The organism is Herminiimonas glaciei (genome assembly GCF_042664955.1).
GTDB lineage: Bacteria > Pseudomonadota > Gammaproteobacteria > Burkholderiales > Burkholderiaceae_D > Oxalicibacterium > Oxalicibacterium glaciei.
On record NZ_JBHTBU010000002.1, the window covers coordinates 1 to 17474 of the forward strand.

General features: G+C 54.6%; 16 protein-coding genes and 1 tRNA gene. 7 read left to right on the forward strand and 10 right to left on the reverse strand.

Annotated elements, in window-relative coordinates:
- Positions 1 to 101: 101 nt before the first annotated feature.
- From ACFQPC_RS10795 to apaG, 3 genes are all read right to left on the reverse strand, one after another.
- A complete protein-coding gene (locus ACFQPC_RS10795) occupies positions 102 to 878 on the reverse strand; it encodes an enoyl-CoA hydratase (RefSeq protein WP_382271908.1) in 777 nt (258 codons plus the stop codon).
- A gap of 55 nt (positions 879 to 933) precedes the next feature.
- Entirely contained in the window at positions 934 to 2112 is a 1179-nt protein-coding gene (mltA, locus tag ACFQPC_RS10800) for a murein transglycosylase A (protein ID WP_382271909.1), read from the reverse strand.
- A 163-nt stretch (positions 2113 to 2275) separates the two neighbouring features.
- The gene (gene apaG, locus ACFQPC_RS10805; protein ID WP_382271910.1) at positions 2276 to 2650 is read right to left on the reverse strand and encodes a Co2+/Mg2+ efflux protein ApaG; all 375 of its coding nucleotides are present in this window, start codon (positions 2648 to 2650) and stop codon (positions 2276 to 2278) included.
- Positions 2651 to 2822: 172 nt separating this feature from the next.
- Between apaG and rpe the strand changes: the two genes are divergently transcribed.
- From rpe to trpC, 6 genes are all read left to right on the forward strand, one after another.
- On the forward strand, positions 2823 to 3488 hold the full coding sequence (rpe, locus tag ACFQPC_RS10810; RefSeq protein WP_382271911.1) for a ribulose-phosphate 3-epimerase: 666 nt from the start codon (positions 2823 to 2825) through the stop codon (positions 3486 to 3488).
- Between the two features lie 26 nt (positions 3489 to 3514).
- Positions 3515 to 4186, forward strand: coding sequence for a phosphoglycolate phosphatase (locus ACFQPC_RS10815; protein WP_382271912.1), 672 nt, complete (start codon positions 3515 to 3517; stop codon positions 4184 to 4186).
- A 183-nt stretch (positions 4187 to 4369) separates the two neighbouring features.
- The gene (gene trpE / locus ACFQPC_RS10820; RefSeq protein ID WP_382271913.1) at positions 4370 to 5866 is read left to right on the forward strand and encodes an anthranilate synthase component I; all 1497 of its coding nucleotides are present in this window, start codon (positions 4370 to 4372) and stop codon (positions 5864 to 5866) included.
- Positions 5867 to 6430 (forward strand): aminodeoxychorismate/anthranilate synthase component II, encoded by a 564-nt coding sequence (locus ACFQPC_RS10825; protein ID WP_076592547.1) that lies wholly within the window; start codon positions 5867 to 5869, stop codon positions 6428 to 6430.
- 43 nt (positions 6431 to 6473) lie between these two features.
- Complete coding sequence (trpD, locus tag ACFQPC_RS10830) at positions 6474 to 7508, forward strand: anthranilate phosphoribosyltransferase (protein ID WP_382272926.1); 1035 nt, start codon at positions 6474 to 6476, stop codon at positions 7506 to 7508.
- A 34-nt stretch (positions 7509 to 7542) separates the two neighbouring features.
- The gene (gene trpC / locus ACFQPC_RS10835; protein WP_382271914.1) at positions 7543 to 8343 is read left to right on the forward strand and encodes an indole-3-glycerol phosphate synthase TrpC; all 801 of its coding nucleotides are present in this window, start codon (positions 7543 to 7545) and stop codon (positions 8341 to 8343) included.
- A 48-nt stretch (positions 8344 to 8391) separates the two neighbouring features.
- Here the strand turns inward: trpC and ACFQPC_RS10840 are convergent, their stop codons facing one another.
- The 3 genes from ACFQPC_RS10840 to ACFQPC_RS10850 all read right to left on the reverse strand — a co-directional run bounded on the left by ACFQPC_RS10840 (position 8392) and on the right by ACFQPC_RS10850 (position 12290).
- A complete protein-coding gene (locus tag ACFQPC_RS10840; RefSeq protein WP_382271915.1) occupies positions 8392 to 10191 on the reverse strand; it encodes a M61 family metallopeptidase in 1800 nt (599 codons plus the stop codon).
- A gap of 142 nt (positions 10192 to 10333) precedes the next feature.
- Entirely contained in the window at positions 10334 to 11056 is a 723-nt protein-coding gene (locus tag ACFQPC_RS10845; RefSeq protein ID WP_382271916.1) for a DsbC family protein, read from the reverse strand.
- A 43-nt stretch (positions 11057 to 11099) separates the two neighbouring features.
- Positions 11100 to 12290 carry a UbiH/UbiF family hydroxylase gene (locus tag ACFQPC_RS10850; RefSeq protein WP_382271917.1) on the reverse strand — a complete coding sequence of 397 codons (1191 nt, stop codon included), beginning with the start codon at positions 12288 to 12290 and terminating at the stop codon, positions 11100 to 11102.
- A gap of 128 nt (positions 12291 to 12418) precedes the next feature.
- Here ACFQPC_RS10850 and ACFQPC_RS10855 point away from each other — a divergent pair.
- Positions 12419 to 12494: transfer RNA gene (locus ACFQPC_RS10855), tRNA-Phe, on the forward strand.
- A gap of 334 nt (positions 12495 to 12828) precedes the next feature.
- On the opposite strand, the gene ACFQPC_RS10860 is transcribed toward ACFQPC_RS10855, so the two are convergent.
- From ACFQPC_RS10860 to ACFQPC_RS10875, 4 genes are all read right to left on the reverse strand, one after another.
- The gene (locus ACFQPC_RS10860; protein WP_382271918.1) at positions 12829 to 13755 is read right to left on the reverse strand and encodes a hypothetical protein; all 927 of its coding nucleotides are present in this window, start codon (positions 13753 to 13755) and stop codon (positions 12829 to 12831) included.
- 165 nt (positions 13756 to 13920) lie between these two features.
- Positions 13921 to 14886 (reverse strand): PDR/VanB family oxidoreductase, encoded by a 966-nt coding sequence (locus ACFQPC_RS10865; RefSeq protein ID WP_382271919.1) that lies wholly within the window; start codon positions 14884 to 14886, stop codon positions 13921 to 13923.
- Between the two features lie 27 nt (positions 14887 to 14913).
- Positions 14914 to 16263: a nucleobase:cation symporter-2 family protein gene (locus tag ACFQPC_RS10870; RefSeq protein WP_382271920.1), complete on the reverse strand. Its 1350-nt coding sequence runs from the start codon at positions 16261 to 16263 to the stop codon at positions 14914 to 14916.
- Between the two features lie 128 nt (positions 16264 to 16391).
- A complete protein-coding gene (locus ACFQPC_RS10875) occupies positions 16392 to 17465 on the reverse strand; it encodes a sugar phosphate isomerase/epimerase family protein (protein WP_382272927.1) in 1074 nt (357 codons plus the stop codon).
- Between the last annotated feature and the right edge of the window lie 9 nt (positions 17466 to 17474).

The window sequence follows — 17474 nt, forward strand, 5'->3', positions numbered from 1 at the left end:
TTCTGCGACGGGAGCCGAACTATAGCAAAGCTTCTTTGAAGTTGGCAAGCGCTTTCCTGAAATAATTTTGAAATACTTCAATTTAGTTTTTTCAGGCGCTATTAACTGTTCTTGAAATGCGCTGCGCGCTTCTCTATAAACGCCTGCATTCCTTCCTTCTGGTCCGCTGTAGCAAAGGTGCTGTGGAATAAACGGCGCTCGAACTGCACACCTTCGGCCAGCGTCGTCTCGTATGCACGATTAATAGACTCTTTGACCATCATGACCATAGGCAGGGACATATTGGCAATAACAGTTGCCGCCGCCAATGCTTCTTCATGCAACTTATCTGCAGCCACTACGCGCGAAACCAAACCCGCACGTTCTGCTTCCGCCGCATCCATCATGCGCGCAGTCAGGCACAGGTCCATCGCTTTCGCTTTGGACACTGCGCGCGGCAAACGCTGCGTACCACCGGCGCCGGGAATAATGCCGAGCTTGATTTCAGGCTGGCCGAACTTGGCCGTATCCGCCGCAATGATGAAATCGCACATCATTGCCAGTTCGCAACCACCACCCAGTGCATAACCGGCAACTGCCGCGATAACCGGCTTGCGCACACTGCGGATTTGCTCCCAGTTACGCGTGATGTAGTCGCCTTTATATACATCCATATATGTATAAGTAGCCATCGCACCGATATCAGCACCGGCCGCAAAGGCTTTTTCACTGCCGGTAATGATCATGCAGCCTATATCGTCATCGCCATCGAAGGATTGCAGCGCCAAACCCAGCTCATCCATCAATTTGTCATTGAGCGCATTCAGCGCAGCAGGACGATTCAAGGTGATCAAGCCAACCTTGCCGTGGATTTCGACCAGAATATTTTCGTATTGCATGAAATCGCTCCTTATATAGATGGACTGCGTAGACTACATTCTTATTATTCAGACATCACTTAGGCAATAGCACCCACATCGTACCGCGCTGCTTCATGCGGCCAGCCTGCTCACCGGCCTGCGCGCCAAAACCCCAGAAGTAATCAGCACGCACGGCATTCTTGATGGCGCCGCCGGTGTCTTGTGCCATCACCAGGCGTTGCAATAAGGCATTACTGTTCGGTTGCGTCGTCGAGAGGAAGACCGGCGCACCCATCGGTATATATTGCGGATCGATCGCGATTGAGCGTTGCGGCGTCAAAGGTACGCCCATCGCACCTTTCGGCCCGACACTTGGATCCGTCACTTTTTCTTCCTTGAAGAAGACATAGCTAGGATTCGCATTCAGCAATTCCTGCTGGCGCGTCGGATTGGCGATCACCCAGGCCTTGATGCTCTGCGCCGAAGCCTGGTCCAGCGTCATTTCACCTTTGTCGACCAGGTAGCGACCGATGGATTTATACGGCTGGCCATTCTGATCTGCATAGGCGACCCGCACGATTTCCTTGCCGTCGGCCAATTGCACGCGGCCCGAACCCTGGACTTGCAGGAAGAAAGCTTCAATCGGGTCATCGACCCACAGGATTTCCTTGCCGGCCAGCGAATTCGATTGCGCCATTTCCGCACGTGATGGATAGGCCACGACTTTATTGCCGACCAGGCGGCCGCGCAAACGCATGCCTTTGAGTTCCGGATAGACGCTGGCCAGTTCAATCGTCAGGATATCGTCCGGCGTACGATGCAAAGGCGTCTGGTATGGACCGCCGCGTTTACGCGAGCCACGCAACAAAGGTTCGTAGTAACCGGTCACCAGGCCATTATCCGAGCCATCCGGATTACGCACTTCGTACGGTGTGAAGTAAGTTTCAAAGTACTGGCGGATTGCTTCGCTATTATTAGTGTCTACATTCGCTGCTGCAGTACATGCGCTCTTCCAGTTCACACGACGTATCAGCACCGAGCACGATGACGCGTAAGCAGGCCATGCTTCGCGCAGATTATCCTGACGCCATCCCGGCACGGCGGCATAGGTAGTCGGGCGCAGCGTCGGCCCGATCTCGGTTTTCGGCAAATCACCCGGCGTGACTACTGGTTTCGGCGGCACCACCGGTTTTTCCGGCGGAGGCGGAAGCGTGGAACAGGAAACAAGGCCGAGCAGGAGGGATGCGAGTAAACTAAGGCGAATAAATGACATAGGGGTAATAAGCAATGTGGCTATTATTGGTTGAAGCGGGAATCGCGCTGTTTTTACTGTTCTTTATAGTGTGGTGGACCATGTTTTCCGGCAGAAAGCCAACACAGCCACCAGCACAAAAGTCTTTACCGCCGCAGGAAGACGGCCAGAACAAGTCGCAGGATTAATGCAGGGTACGCGGCAGGGACAAGACAAACTCGGGAATTTTCACTTCAAACTGCTCGCCATCCTCGGCAACGCAGAAATAATCCCCGGCCATGGAACCCTGCGGTGTCGCCATCGACATACCGCTGGTGTATTCATACTGCTCACCCGGCTGCAATAAAGGCTGATTCCCCACCACCCCAAGGCCGCGCACTTCCTGCACATGGTTGTTGGCGTCTGTAATCAGCCAGTGGCGCGAAATCAACTGCGCCGCGACCTGCCCCGTATTCTTGATCGTCACTGCATAGGCAAATACATAATTGGAACGGGCCGGATCGGACTGTTCCTCCAGGTATTGCGTATTGATAGTCACGGTAAATTCATAAGATGCCATTTGATTCCTTTTGCGCTGCAAGTTCCCTGCTTCTCTTATATAGGTCGTTCCGCCGCTGCCCAGGTTCATATATATAGGGCAACAAGCCATTGCACACGAAATTCCCGCAGCATGCAAGGCGGCACGGCGGAGTCGCGGGTAAAATAGCGGCTTCTTTAGCAAAGTCACGACCATGCCAAACTACCGCATCGCCCCCAGCATCCTCTCCGCCGACTTCGCCCGCCTTGGCGAAGAAGTACGCAATGTCGTCGCGGCCGGCGCCGATATCATCCATTTCGACGTAATGGATAACCATTATGTTCCTAATCTGACCATCGGGCCCCTGGTCTGTGAAGCGATCCGCCCGCATGTGCAAGTGCCTATCGATGTGCACCTGATGGTCAAGCCGGTAGACCGCATTATTCCTGACTTTGCCAAGGCCGGCGCCAATATCATCACCTTCCATCCGGAAGCGTCCGAGCATATCGACCGCACGCTGCAATTGATACGTGACAACGGCTGCAAAGCCGGCCTGGTCTTCAATCCGGCCACACCCTTGAACCACCTGGAACACGTGATGGACAAGCTCGACATCATCCTGATGATGTCGGTCAATCCGGGCTTTGGTGGTCAATCCTTCATTCCGCACACACTGAAGAAAATCGAAGCAGTCCGCAAAATGATCGATGAATCCGGCCGCAACATCATGCTGGAAGTTGATGGCGGCATCAAAATCGACAATATCGAAGCGGCTGCACGCGCCGGTGCCGATACCTTTGTCGCCGGTTCCGCAATTTTCGGCAAGCCGGATTACAAAGCGGTGATCGACGCGATGCGCAGCGAATTGGCGAAAGTCTGAGCTTGAGCACTGTAGCTGAAAATAAAATGTTGCACGGCATACGCGGCGTCATTATTGATCTCGACGGCACCATGCTGCATACCGCGCAGGACTTGCACATTGCCATCAATCGCATGCGTGCAGGGCTGGACCTCGCGCCATTGGACCTCGAAACGGCGATCAGCTTTGTCGGCAAGGGTGCAGAGAACCTGGTGCGCAAGACCATAGGTGTTGATTTCTCTGAAAGCGAGGTCGAGCGGCGCTTCGCAGAAGCCATGGCCTTGTTCGAGCAGCATTATTTCGATGTGAATGGTGAATTTGCCACCGCTTATCCCGGTGTGCATGAAGGTTTGCAGGAAATGCGGGCCAAAGGTTTGCGCCTGGCCTGCGTCACCAACAAGCCCATCGCCTTCACGCTGCCGCTGCTGAAAAAGACCGGCCTGCACGATTACTTTGAAATCATTTACGGCGGCGACTCCTTTGCAAAAAAGAAGCCGGACCCCATGCAATTGCTGCAGGTCTGTGCCGATTTTGAGCTGGCACCGGCGCAAATCGTCGCCATCGGCGATTCGGTCAATGACTCGCAGGCCGCACGGGCTGCGGGTTGCAAGGTTCTGGCGGTGCCGTATGGCTACAACCACGGGCAGGCTATACAAGACGTCGATTCGGATGGTATAGTTTCTTCGCTGCTCGAAGCAGCCCACCTAATTTCAACATAAACATCATGTTTCTCAACAAAAAACGACTCGCATCACCAGGCGCCCATGAGGCTTGGCTATGGCGACGCTGGCAAATCTGGTCTTAAACACCAATTGCCGCTGATCGCCTGCGCCCATTGCGCGATCAGCAACGTTTTTTGAACTACCACGCCGCTCGACTACAATAGCGGTCCGGAGAGAAACATGACTGAACTCGAATTCAAATCGTTGGCCGCGCAAGGCTATAACCGTATTCCACTGATCGCTGAAGCTTTTGCCGATCTGGAAACACCGCTCACGCTCTACCTGAAACTGGCACAAACCCAGAATGGCGGGAAGAATTCCTTCCTGCTGGAGTCTGTCGTCGGCGGTGAGCGTTTCGGTCGTTATTCCTTCATCGGCCTGCCCGCAAATACCCTGATGCGCAGCTTCGGCACGCGCATAGAAGTCGTCAAGAATGGCGCCGTAATCGAAACCAAGGAAGGCAATCCACTCGATTTCATCGCGGAATTCCAGGCTCGTTACAAAGTAGCTATCCTGCCCGGCATGCCACGCTTCTGCGGTGGCCTCGCTGGTTACTTCGGTTACGACACGGTACGCCACGTTGAAAAGCGCCTCGCACATACGACGCCGAAGGATGATCTGGGCCTGCCGGAAATCCAGTTATTGCTGACCGAAGAACTGGCTGTCATCGACAACCTGTCCGGCAAGCTGTATCTGATTGTGTATGCCGACCCGACCCAGCCGGAAGCCTTCAGCAAAGGCCGTCAACGCCTGAAAGACTTGCGCGCCATGTTGCATCGCGCTGTCGAGTTGCCTGTCACCACCGCTTCGGTACGCACTGAAACGATACGTGAGTTCGATAAGGAATCGTATCTGGCGGCGGTTGCCAAAGCCAAGGAATACGTGATGGCAGGCGACCTGATGCAGGTGCAGATCGGTCAGCGCATCAAGAAACAATATGTTGATTCGCCGCTCACGCTGTACCGCGCGCTGCGCTCGCTGAATCCATCCCCGTATATGTATTTCTATAATTTCGGCGATATGCAAATCGTCGGTTCATCGCCGGAAATCCTGGTCCGCAACGAGACTGCTTCGGAAGATAAAAAGAAAATCACGATACGTCCGCTGGCTGGCACCCGTCCGCGCGGCGCGACACCGGAAAAGGATGCGGCACTGGCCAAAGAATTGCTGGCTGATCCGAAAGAGATCGCCGAGCACGTGATGCTGATCGACCTCGCACGCAATGACATCGGCCGCATCGCGGAAACCGGTAGCGTGCAAGTCACCGATAAACTCGTGATCGAGAAATACTCGCACGTACAACACATCGTTTCCAATGTCGAAGGCACGCTGAAATCAGGTTTGTCGAATCTGGATGTATTAAAAGCGACCTTCCCGGCCGGTACCTTGTCCGGCGCGCCGAAAGTGCGCGCAATGGAAATCATCGATGAACTGGAACCAACCAAGCGCGGCATCTATGGCGGCGCTTGCGGCTACCTGTCCTTTGGTGGCGAAATGGACCTGGCGATTGCGATCCGTACCGGCGTCATCAAGGATGGCATGCTGTATGTACAGGCCGCCGCCGGCATCGTCGCCGACTCGGTGCCCGAGATGGAATGGCAGGAAACCGAGAACAAGGCGCGCGCGGTATTGCGGGCAGCGGAGCAGGTACAAGACGGTTTGGACGGGGAGATTTAAATGTTACTGATGATCGATAACTACGACTCGTTCACCTACAACCTGGTGCAATACTTCGGCGAATTGGGCGAAGACGTGCACACCGTGCGTAATGACGAGATCACACTGGAACAAATCGCAGCGCTGAATCCTGAGCGTATCTGCATTTCGCCCGGCCCTTGCACACCGCATGAAGCCGGTGTGTCGGTACCTATCCTGCAGCAATTCGCAGGCAAGCTGCCTATCCTCGGCGTCTGCCTGGGGCATCAGGCGATCGGTGCGGCATTCGGCGGCAAGGTAGTGCGGGCACAGCAAGTCATGCACGGCAAGACCTCGCAGATCACACATACCGGTGTCGGCGTATTCAAGGATTTGCCATCACCATACACCGTGATTCGCTATCACTCGCTGGCGATCGAACGCGCATCGCTGCCGGACTGCCTGGAAGTCACCGCATGGACAGACGACGGTGAAATCATGGGCGTACGCCATAAGGAATTCGATATTCAGGGCGTGCAATTCCACCCTGAATCGATCCTGTCCGAACACGGGCATGCGCTGCTGAAAAACTTCCTCGTACGCTGAGATGGATATTGCAGCGAGTCATTTGAATACAGAAAGCATCGTCATGCCGATCACCGAACAAGAAGCTTTATTGCGCTGTATCGATCATCGTGAAATTTTCCACGATGAGATGCTGCATTTGTTCCGCAAGATCATGAGTGGTGAAATGTCGCCGGTCATGATCGCCGCATTGACGATGGGCCTGCGCGTCAAGAAGGAAAGCATAGGCGAGATCGCAGCAGCGGCTCAGGTCATGCGCGAATTCTCTACCAAGGTACCGCTGACCGATACCACCAATCTGCTCGACATCGTCGGCACCGGTGGCGACGGTGCCAACACATTCAATATCTCCACCGCATCGATGTTTGTCGCAGCCTCGGCCGGTGCGCGCATCGCCAAGCATGGCGGCCGCAGCGTCTCGTCATCGTCAGGTAGTGCCGACGTGCTGGAATCGCTGGGCGCGAATATCAACCTGAAGCCGGAACTGGTCGCCGAATCGATCGCGCAGACCGGAATCGGCTTTATGTTTGCCCCTAACCACCATGCTGCGATGAAACACGCCGCGCCGGTGCGCAAGGAGCTCGGTGTACGGACCATCTTCAATATCCTCGGACCGCTGACCAATCCTGCGGGTGCGCCGAATATCCTGATGGGCGTTTTCCATCCGGACCTGGTCGGTATCCAGGTACGCGTCCTGCAACGCCTCGGCGCGCAACATGCGATCGTGGTCTGGGGCCGTGACAATATGGATGAAGTGTCGCTGGGTGCTGCCACCATGGTGGGTGAACTGGTGAATGGCGAAATCCGCGAATATGAAATCCATCCGGAAGACTTCGGCCTGCAAATGATCGCCAGCCGCAACCTGAGGGTCGCGAATTCGGTGGAATCGAAAGCCAAGATATTTGAAGCACTGGATAATGTCGACAGCCCGGCGCGCGATATCGTGGCGCTGAATGCAGGTACCGCCCTGTATGCTGCCGGCGTCGCCAGCTCCATCACCGACGGTTTGGCAAAAGCGCGCGCGGCCATTGCATCGGGTGCAGCACGCGCCAAGCTCGAACAATTCGTGCAGGTTACGCAAGCGCTCGGCAAAGCCTGAGCAGCACCCGCCATTTAAGGTAGCAATAACATCTATGTCCGATATCCTCAATAAAATCCTCGACGTCAAAGCCGACGAAGTCGCTGCTGCGAAAAAATACCGCAGCCTGGCCAGCCTGCGCGACGAAGTGGAAGGCAATAAAGAAGCGCGTGCAGCTATCCGTGGCTTTGAAGCCAGCCTGCGCGCAAAGATAGCCGCAGGACAGGCCGGCATCATTGCCGAAATCAAAAAGGCTTCGCCATCCAAAGGCGTGATACGCCCCGACTTCCATCCGGCCGATATCGCTGCCAGTTATGAAAAGAATGGCGCAGCCTGTTTATCGGTGCTGACCGACGTGCAGTTCTTCCAGGGCGCACCGGAATACCTGAAGCAGGCGCGTGCCGCCTGCGCCTTGCCCGCACTGCGCAAGGATTTCATGATCGATCCGTATCAATTGTATGAAGCGCGTTCCTGGGGTGCCGATTGCATCCTGCTGATCGTCGCGGCACTGGATCACGGCTTGATGGCAGAGCTCGAAGCCTGCGCGCATGAACTGGGTATGAATGTTTTGGTGGAAGTACATAATGCAGAAGAATTGACTGCTGCATTGAAACTAAAAACCAGCCTGCTCGGCGTTAACAACCGCAACCTGCGTACCTTTGAGACTTCATTGCAGACGACGCTGGATTTGCTGCCGCGCATTTCGCCGGACAAACTGGTCATTACCGAATCGGCGATTGTTACGCCCGATGATGTGAAGAAAATGCGTGATGCGGATGTACACGCCTTCCTGGTCGGTGAAGCCTTTATGCGTGCGCCGGATCCGGGCGTCGAACTGGCCCGCCTGTTTAACTAACAAGCACCTCATTCAGGTGCGCGTCGGTCGCGCACCTGCTTCCCTGCCTTAATCCTGCAAATTCAGCCATGCTTTACGCAAGCGCAAAGCCGCTGCCGGCTTGCCGTCACCCTTCAGCGTAACTGCCGGCACATCCGATGCTGCCAACACTGCATTAAAGATCATCAATTCATCGCGTCGGAAGGCATGTACGCCTATCGTTTGCCCAACCCGATAACGACCCAGCAAGCTATCCAGATTGGTCGCGGACACGCGCAAGCCATCGATGGCCACCAGCACGTCACCGGCAGACAGGCCGGCCTTGTGCGCAGCACCACCTTCATACACGCTGGCCACCTTGCAGTCGTTGCCTTCACGCACCGTGCGCAAGCCCAAACCCGGTTTCGCATTCTTGCGTTCATCGCTAAAGTCGACGCCGAAGGGTGCGAGCAATTTAGCCAGCGGAATATCTTCGGTACCACGTACCCAGCGATCCAGTACCCGTTTCAACTTGAGGCCGGTAACGCTATCGAACAGTGCATCGACTTCCGCTTCAGTTACGCCACGCCCGGCTTTGCCATCCTGATAGAAATCACGCCCGTATTGCTGCCACAAGGCTTGCATCACATCATCCAGCGATTTCTTGCCCTTGGTTTGCTCGCGTATGGTGAGGTCGAGTGCCAGGCCGACCAATGAACCTTTGGTGTAATAGCTGACGATGGCATTCGTCGCATTTTCATCCTGGCGATAATATTTAACCCATGCATCGAAGCTGGATTCCGCCACGCTTTGCTTGTGGCGGCCACTGCCGCGCAATACGTTATTAACGGTTTTTGCCACCAGTTTGAGATAGGCCGCCTCATCTATCACACCACTGCGTACCAGCATCAGGTCATCGTAATAACTGGTGAAGCCTTCGAACAGCCACAGCAATGGCGTATAGCCTTCCTGCGTCAGGTCGTAAGGTGCAAAAGCGGCAGGCTTGATGCGTTTGACATTCCATGTGTGGAAATACTCATGGCTGCAAAGACCGAGGAAGGTGCGATAACCATCGGTCATTTCCTTCTGCCCCTTAACCGGCAGGTCAGCACGTGAACAAATCAGGGCGGTCGATGCCCGATGTTCAAGGCCGCCGTAACCATCGCCCACCACCATCGTCATAAAGACATAGCGATCTACCGGTGCCCTATGCGTCTTGGGTTCAAATAGGGAAATCTGTGCTTCACATATCTTCTGCAAATCTGCCCCCAGGCGCTGCAGATCCAGATTCGGCACACGGCCGGTGAACACCATATCGTGCTGCACACCATGCGCCTTGAAACTCGCTAGGGAGAAGGTACCGAGCTCAACCGGGTGATCGATCAATTCATCGTAGTTCGATGCAATATAGGAACCGAAGCCATAACGCTTGGCTTTCAACTGACGCATCGCGGTGGCCACACGCCATTTGGCATAGGCTTCGCCTTGCGGCTTCTGGATATCGACTTCATGCACGCGCTGTTCCTGGCCATCCACTTGCAGGAAGACACTGGTGCCGTTGAAGAAACCATGCGTCTGATCCAGATGCGCGGTACGCACCGATAAATCCCATGCATAGACTTCGTAGTAAACGGTCAATGGACCAGTGCAGACATCCGCCAGCCAGGTATGCTTGTCCAGCTTGTTCAACGCAACTTCATAGCCACCTGACTCAGCACGTATGCGCACGATGTTCCTGGCGAACTCGCGGATCATGTAGCTGCCAGGTATCCACGCCGGCAAGGAAAAGCGCTGGCCCGCAGGATCAGGCTGGTTCACTGTCACGCTGACTGCATATAAATGCGCTGCCAGATCTTTCGGGACTATCGTGTATTGGATTGCGTTTTTCATGCTGTGCCGCCGTTAAGTGTAAGTACGCTAGTTTAGCTGTATCTGCCGCGCCGCGCAGAGTATGCGCCAGCAGTCGTCCGAAGAATGCGGATACAAAAATGGCCACGCAAGCGTGGCCATCGGAAAATCTGTAGCAGCGTGATTACTGTTTGATCGAAGACAGCTTGGCTTCCAGTGCCTTCGCATCTATCGCACCCGGAATGCGGGAGCCGTCAGTGAAAATAATGGTCGGCGTACCGGTTACACCCATTCTTTGTCCCAATGCCAAAACCTTTTCATGCGGTGTCGTGCATTTATCAGACGCTGGCGCCGGTGCTTTGCCATTCAGCATCCAGTCATCCCAGGCTTTATTGCGATCGGCCGAGCACCAGACATTGCGTGACTTGGCGATCGAGTCCGGCGACAGGATGTTGTACATGAAGGTATAGACAGTGATGTCATTGATGCCTTCAAGGGTCTGGCGGAAACGTTTGCAATAGCCGCAGTTCGGGTCTTCAAACACGGCAATGACGCGCTTGCCATTGCCCTTGACCTGCTTCATCGCAGCTTCCAGCGGCAAATCGCTGAATGCAACCTTATTGATTTCTTCCAGGCGTGCCTTGGTGTAATCCTGATAGGTCTTGGTATCAACGATACGACCTACGAATAAAAACTGCGCCTTGGCATCGGTATAAATGATGTCGCCGTTCACTTGCACTTCAAACAAGCCGGAATACGGGGTTTTGCTCACAGCCACCACTTTGGCATCTTCGCCCAGACGTGGTTCGATTGCTTTACGTACCGCAGCTTCCTGTGCAGTTTCCGCAAAAGCAGAGACACAAGCCAAGCCCAGCAATGCTGCAGCGGCAGCCTTGATTAATTTCATATTGATTCCGTTTAAGATTTTTTAACTGAAGTTACGGCAACTTTTACAGGGACTTGCCCAGTGCGTGCCCTATCAGGCGTCTTTTTAAGACAGGCAATTGGTTCACCAAGTTCAAACCAAAATTGCGCACTACTCGCAAAGGCTCCAGATCCGTGCCAAACAATCGTGCCAGGCCATCAGTGGTTAATTGCATCAGCAGTATATCTTCCTTGCGCGAACGTGCATAACGCGACAACACGCGTGCATCACCGCAATCCCGATGCTGCCCACGCTCGCTGACCGTTTTGATCAAAGCGGCAACATCTGCAAACCCGAGGTTCATGCCATGTCCGGCCAAGGGATGCACCACGTGCGCCGCATCACCGATCAGGGCCACACGCGGCGCGGTAATCGCATGCGGACGCAATAGAGATAAAGGAAATGATTTTACGGCTTCAGGTTGCAAAGGCGACAAGGCACCGAGTTTATCCCCGGCCAGTTGGGTCAGGCGCGCTGCAATTTGCGTCAGCGGCTCTTTCAGCAAGGTGTCGGCCAGCGCATCCGGCGCCGACCATACCAGTGACAAGCGTTGACCGGGCAGGGGGAGCAGGGCAATGATACCTTCCGCCGCCGAAAACCATTGGTAGGCGACGCCATGGTGCGGCTTTTCACAAGTGAAATTGGAAACAATGGCACGCTGGCCATATGGCCGGTAATCGAAATCGATATTGCATTGCGAGCGCACCCAGGATTGTCCGCCATCGGCACCAACCACTAATTCGGCATCCAGGGTATCGCCATTCGCCAATTGCACGCTGGCGACCGTATCGCTTACTTGCAGGCTGCTGGCGCGACCCTGCACGACTTTTACATTGGAAGCGAATTTCAGCGCGGCATCCAGCGCCTGGTTCAGATTGCGATCTTCCACTATCCAGGCCAAGGCACCCACCCGTGCCCCATATGCATCGAAGGCCAGTTCACCGGCAGTCGCACCATCGCCATTGACCACCATCGCATCAACCGGCGCGACGCGCGATGCGTCCAGTGCTTCCCATACTTTGACCGAGGACAGCAAGGCATGTGCGACATGATTGACCGCATACACGCGCACATCCCAATCTTCCTTGGGCGCAGTGGCAGGGGCTGACGCCGGGCTCAATAAGGCAACCTTCAGTCCGGCCTGCGCAAAACCAAGCGCGGCCGCTTTACCGATGGCACCATCGCCGATAATACAAACGTCGCTTTGCACATGCATAAAGCAGAATATCCGTGAAAAGAAGAGGTAGAAAACTACTAGCGTGCGCTCATTATAGCGGCTGCCAACAATTTAAATTGCATCTAGTACTTGCAAATCCCAACAGCTTTGCTATACTTGCGCGCCTTGGCCTGGTAGCTCAGTCGGTAGAGCAGAGGATTGAAAATCCTTGTGTCGGTGGTTCGATTCCGCCCCGGGCCACCAAGAAAATCAAGCACTTAGCCCATCCTCACCGGTGGGCTTTTTGCTTTCTGGCATTTGCTGTCCATCCACGCATTTTTGCGCCAGTCGCTTCCTTCGCATAAAAAATTAAAAAATTTCTCCATCCTTGATCCTGGCGGAAATATTTTTAATATTGCCATTGCCAAAAAGATATTTGCTTCAATACCGCAGATAAAAAAACAGGCCGACGCAAAGCGACAGCCCGTCAAACCTGAAATGCACCACCACATCCGCATCGACCTGGTGCAATCAAGTGGAACACACGAATACAAGCATTACCCGGCCGGATCGCCGGAACCTATGCATGGCAGGAAAATTAGAAGTGCGCCTCCAGTTGCACTATCGGCGTCGATACATGCCCCGCCTTATTGACCATGCCCTGATAACCGGCGGCACCTTCATCGGTACCAAACTTGTTGTTCCAATAGCGATAACCGATGCCCGCAAAGAAGGTGTCTTTTTTGCCGGCCAGCGAACCGATATCAAACATCACCGTTGTATCCAGCAAGGTTTCGGTTTTGGTCAGCATGCCCTTGGGACCGGTCACCGCAAGGAAACCCTGCAGCTTGGCCGGGATGCCGGCATGAAACGGCACGCTCCAGGCAGCAGCGAGCTGTGCAGTCCAGTCATAACTCACACGCCCCGGCGGTGATAAAACTTTTCCGCTGGTGTCGGTTATGCCGAAGGCTGTATTGTTCGATTCCTTATACGCCAGCAAGCCGACATTGAAGAATCCGGCGGGCAGCGCGAAATGAAAAGTCGGGCCCAGCGCCACAGCACGTGTCGCCGCACCGTTGAAATCATTCTTGGTACTCAGGTTAAAGCCCGCCGTCAAAGAAATATCCTTGACCGGGCCGAATTTCAAATCCCGTCCGCTGACTGCACCCAGGCTCAGGTTGTGCCGGTACATACCGAACACTTCCACCGCACCGCTACCGGTGCCGGGAGCCGGGCCAAAGGGCAAGGTCCCGTCGTCGGCCGGATTATTGTTATCCGACTTGATAAAGTTAACATCGAAAAAATTGCTGCCGTATTTGTAGCCGCTGACATGCGTTAACTGGATGATGCTTTTTGCGACATCCAGGGGCCGGTTATTACTATCCAGGCTGAAGCCACTTTCCTGCGGCAGGTAGCGATAACTGATAGAGGTATCACTCCAGTCTGCGGCATATGCCGGCAGTGCGCCGGACAATAGCAGGCTGCCGCCCAGCGCCATCAGGCGCGGCCGTATCATTGTTTTCATCTTTGTCTCCTACAATCACTCGAAATAGAACTGCTTTTTTTTATTCATAGTTGATTGCACAAGACACCGGCGCCAGTGTCGTCTCAATCACAGGGTTGGAATATGACTCTGGTCGGCGCACCTCCTGTTCTTATGATTACCTGCGTCAATAAGTGCAATGGATACTCAGAGATCCAGCACAAGTTCATCACCACGGCAGCGCGAGACGCACAAGAGCATTTGTTTGCCACTCGCCTTTTCTGCATCCGTCAGGTACAGGTCTCGATGTTCAGGCTGCCCGGACAAGACATTTGTCAGGCAGGTACCGCACACACCCTGTTCGCACGAAGTGGCAATCGCCAGCCCGGCTTCCGCCGCCGCCTCGACGATGCTCTGTCCGACCGCCACCTGGAATTCCAGCTTGCTGTTGGCGCAACGCACACGGAATGGCCGTTCGCCGCCATGCTCCACCTGATTGCTGAAATACTCGACATGGATGGCGTCTTCCGGCCAGCCACATGCACGTGCGGTATCTACCACCGTTGCTATCATCGGGCCCGGCCCACAGGTATATACATGTGCACCTTCCGGCCTTTGCTGCAGCAGCTGCCTGATGCGCGTTGCCGTTGCATCGACATCGGCGCCATACACCATGCCGTCCGCCTGTTGCAGTGCCGCGATCTCTTTACTGAAGGCGGCATGCAAAGGAGAACGACAGAAATAGTGCAGTGCATACTTCTCCCTGCACGCAGGATCGGCCGCCAAGGTCCGTGCCATCGCCAGCAAGGGTGTAATGCCGATGCCACCGGCAATCAGCAAGGTCGGCCCACCCGTTTTCCGCAGCGGGAAGTTATTGCGTGGTGGCGATATCTGCAAAACGTCACCTTGTTTGACCAGCTCATGCATCGCAGCCGAACCACCGCGCGACTTGGGTTCACGCTTGACACCAATCACATAGCTGCAGGCACCGGCGCGGCAATCCGTCAGTGAATACTGCCGCACCAAACCGTTCGGCAGGTGCACATCAATATGTGCACCTGCTTCAGCAGGCGGCAATGGCGCGTTTTCATCATCGGCATTCACCAATTCGAATGCCGCCACTTCTTCTGCGCACTGCCATTTGTTTTTGACTCTTACTCGCATTGTGCTCATATTGCTCACCTTGGCTTTACTCCTGCATTAATGCGAAGTCGTCGCGCTATCGCGTATCACTTGCTCTGCTTCCGCCGCCGAAATACGCCCGTTGGATAGGTAATTCAGCACAATCGCGGAAATGGCACAGAGCGCCACACCACTGTTGAGCAAAGTGCCGATATCGCTCGGGAAGCGTGCGAAGAATTTGTCCGACACCATCGGGATCATGCCCATACCGAGGCTGACCGCGACGATCATGACGTTATGCCGCTTGGTACGGAAGTCGACCGATTGCAGAATGCGCACACCGTTGGCCGCCACCATGCCAAACATCACCAGGGTTGCGCCGCCCAAGACAAAGTCCGGGATCGACGCGACAAAGATCGCCAGCTTCGGTATCAAGCCGAGCAAAATCATCATGAAGCCGGCAGCGACGCAGACGAAGCGACTGCGCACACCGCTGACATCGACCAGGCCTATGTTTTGCGAGAAGGTGGTGTAAGGAAAAGTATTGAAAATGCCGCCTATCAGCGCACCCAGTCCATCAGTGCGCAAGCCGCGTTTGACATCATCCTGGGTCGGCTTCTTGTCGATGATTTCACCCATTGCAAATATGCCGCCCATGGATTCGATCAGCGTCACGATCATCACCAGCGTCATTGACGTGATCGCCAGGATATCGAACTTGGGCATGCCGAAATGGAATGGGAATACCGGCGCAAACCACGCTGCTTCCGACAAGCCACTGAAGTTCACCATGCCCAGCGCCGCAGTCAATGTAAAGCCTATCGAAATCCCGACCAGTACCGAAATATTGCCGATGAAGCCGCGCACAAAGCGACTGATCAAGACTATCGATACCAGCACGAGGAAGGCGATGCCTATGTATAAAGGCGAACCGAATTCCTTGGCACCATATCCGCCTCCGGCATAAGTAATGCCGACCCCCATCAGCGAAACGCCGATGACGAGGATGACGGAACCGGTTACCACTGGCGGGAAGAAACGCATCAAACGGCTCATCAGTGGCGCAATCAGGAAGCCGATGACACCTGCCACCATGACGGAGCCGAAGATGCCTTGCAAACCCAGCTCGGGATTTAGTCCTATAGCGATCATCGGGCCGATGGCGACGAAGGTAACCCCCATCATCAACGGATAGCGAATGCCGAATATCCCGAAACCCAGTGACTGGATGATGGACACTACGCCACCCGCAAACAGATCGGCGCTGATGAGCAGGGCCGTGGTTTCCTTGGGCAAACCCAGGGCTCCTGCCAGTACCAGGGGTACTGTTACCGCACCTGCATACATTGCAAGTACATGCTGCAAACCAAGCATGATTAACTTGACGAGAGGTAGCCGCTCGTCAACGGGATGTGCTTTGCTTTCCATGTCTCCACCATTTTGGTTAGTTATATTTTGAAAAACTGCTGCATCAAACTTTGGAATGAACGGCTGCCTGCTGCCAGCCGCGATCTTTGCCTGCTCCTTTATTTACAGGCTTACTGAACCGGCCATACTCATGGCCGATACTGATTGATGAATGCAGCCGCTGACCCGGCCTGCTCGCGTGCTGCCGCTACCGCCATCCGTTCCGCGTACAGCTCCCTGACATACCGTCCAAGTTCACAGCTGTCTTCATACATGTTGTACTTCCAGCCCACGCCATAGGCAGACAGGTTGATGTTGTCTATGGTCATGATGCGCATTGCCGAATCCGGATTGCCGATGTAGTCATCGATGACCTTGCGCAAGGCTTCCTTGGTGCACGAGAGTTTGTAAGCATGCCAATCGGTATCCAGCCATTCATCCGGCCCCGGCTTGCGGAATGGGTACTGGATGCTGCGGCCGGGGCGATCATTGCCGATACCTTCAAAAGGACCGCTTTCAAATGCGAGCCAGTTGCGCGGACCATTCGGCGCCGCCGGGCGTACCTGGGTCCAGTGCACCATGTTTTGCGCCAGCCATTCATCGCAAAAACTGTCGTCATTGAAGGGATCAAGCCTGCGTCGCGCTTCGGCATCGCGACGTATGCCAGAAACTGCTTGCTCGACTTCATTTTCAATCTTGAAAATGCAATGGCTGTAATCCATACAAAAGTTGAACGGCACACCATGCTTCCTGACTTCTTCCGCCACCTCGGTGATACGGCGTACATCTTCCGACCACATATCGACGTGCACTTCATATGTAATGGTGATGCCCAGGCGCTCGGCTTGTGCATAGACGTCCAGATAGGATGCGACGATTTCCTGATTGCTCAGGATGTGGCCGTCAGCATGGCGCGCCCACACCATCAGGTTGTGATATTTCGAATCAACCTTCTTCGCGCGTTGCAGATTGGCGGTGATAACCGCTTCATCTTTTCCCAGCTGATAAGTCCAGCTACCGGACAGCACAGGCACATCATATTTTTCTATCGCTTTGACGAACTCATCCAGATTGTCATCGGTCGGGATGCGGTCAAAGAAATCCCAGATGCCGGCTTCCTTCACCAAACGGAACTGGGTATCCACCGGCAATTCGTCTTCACTCACCGGATGGCTTTTCGAAGAGGGCTGTATTCCGCGACCGGCACATGCCATTAAAAACATTTTTTTCAC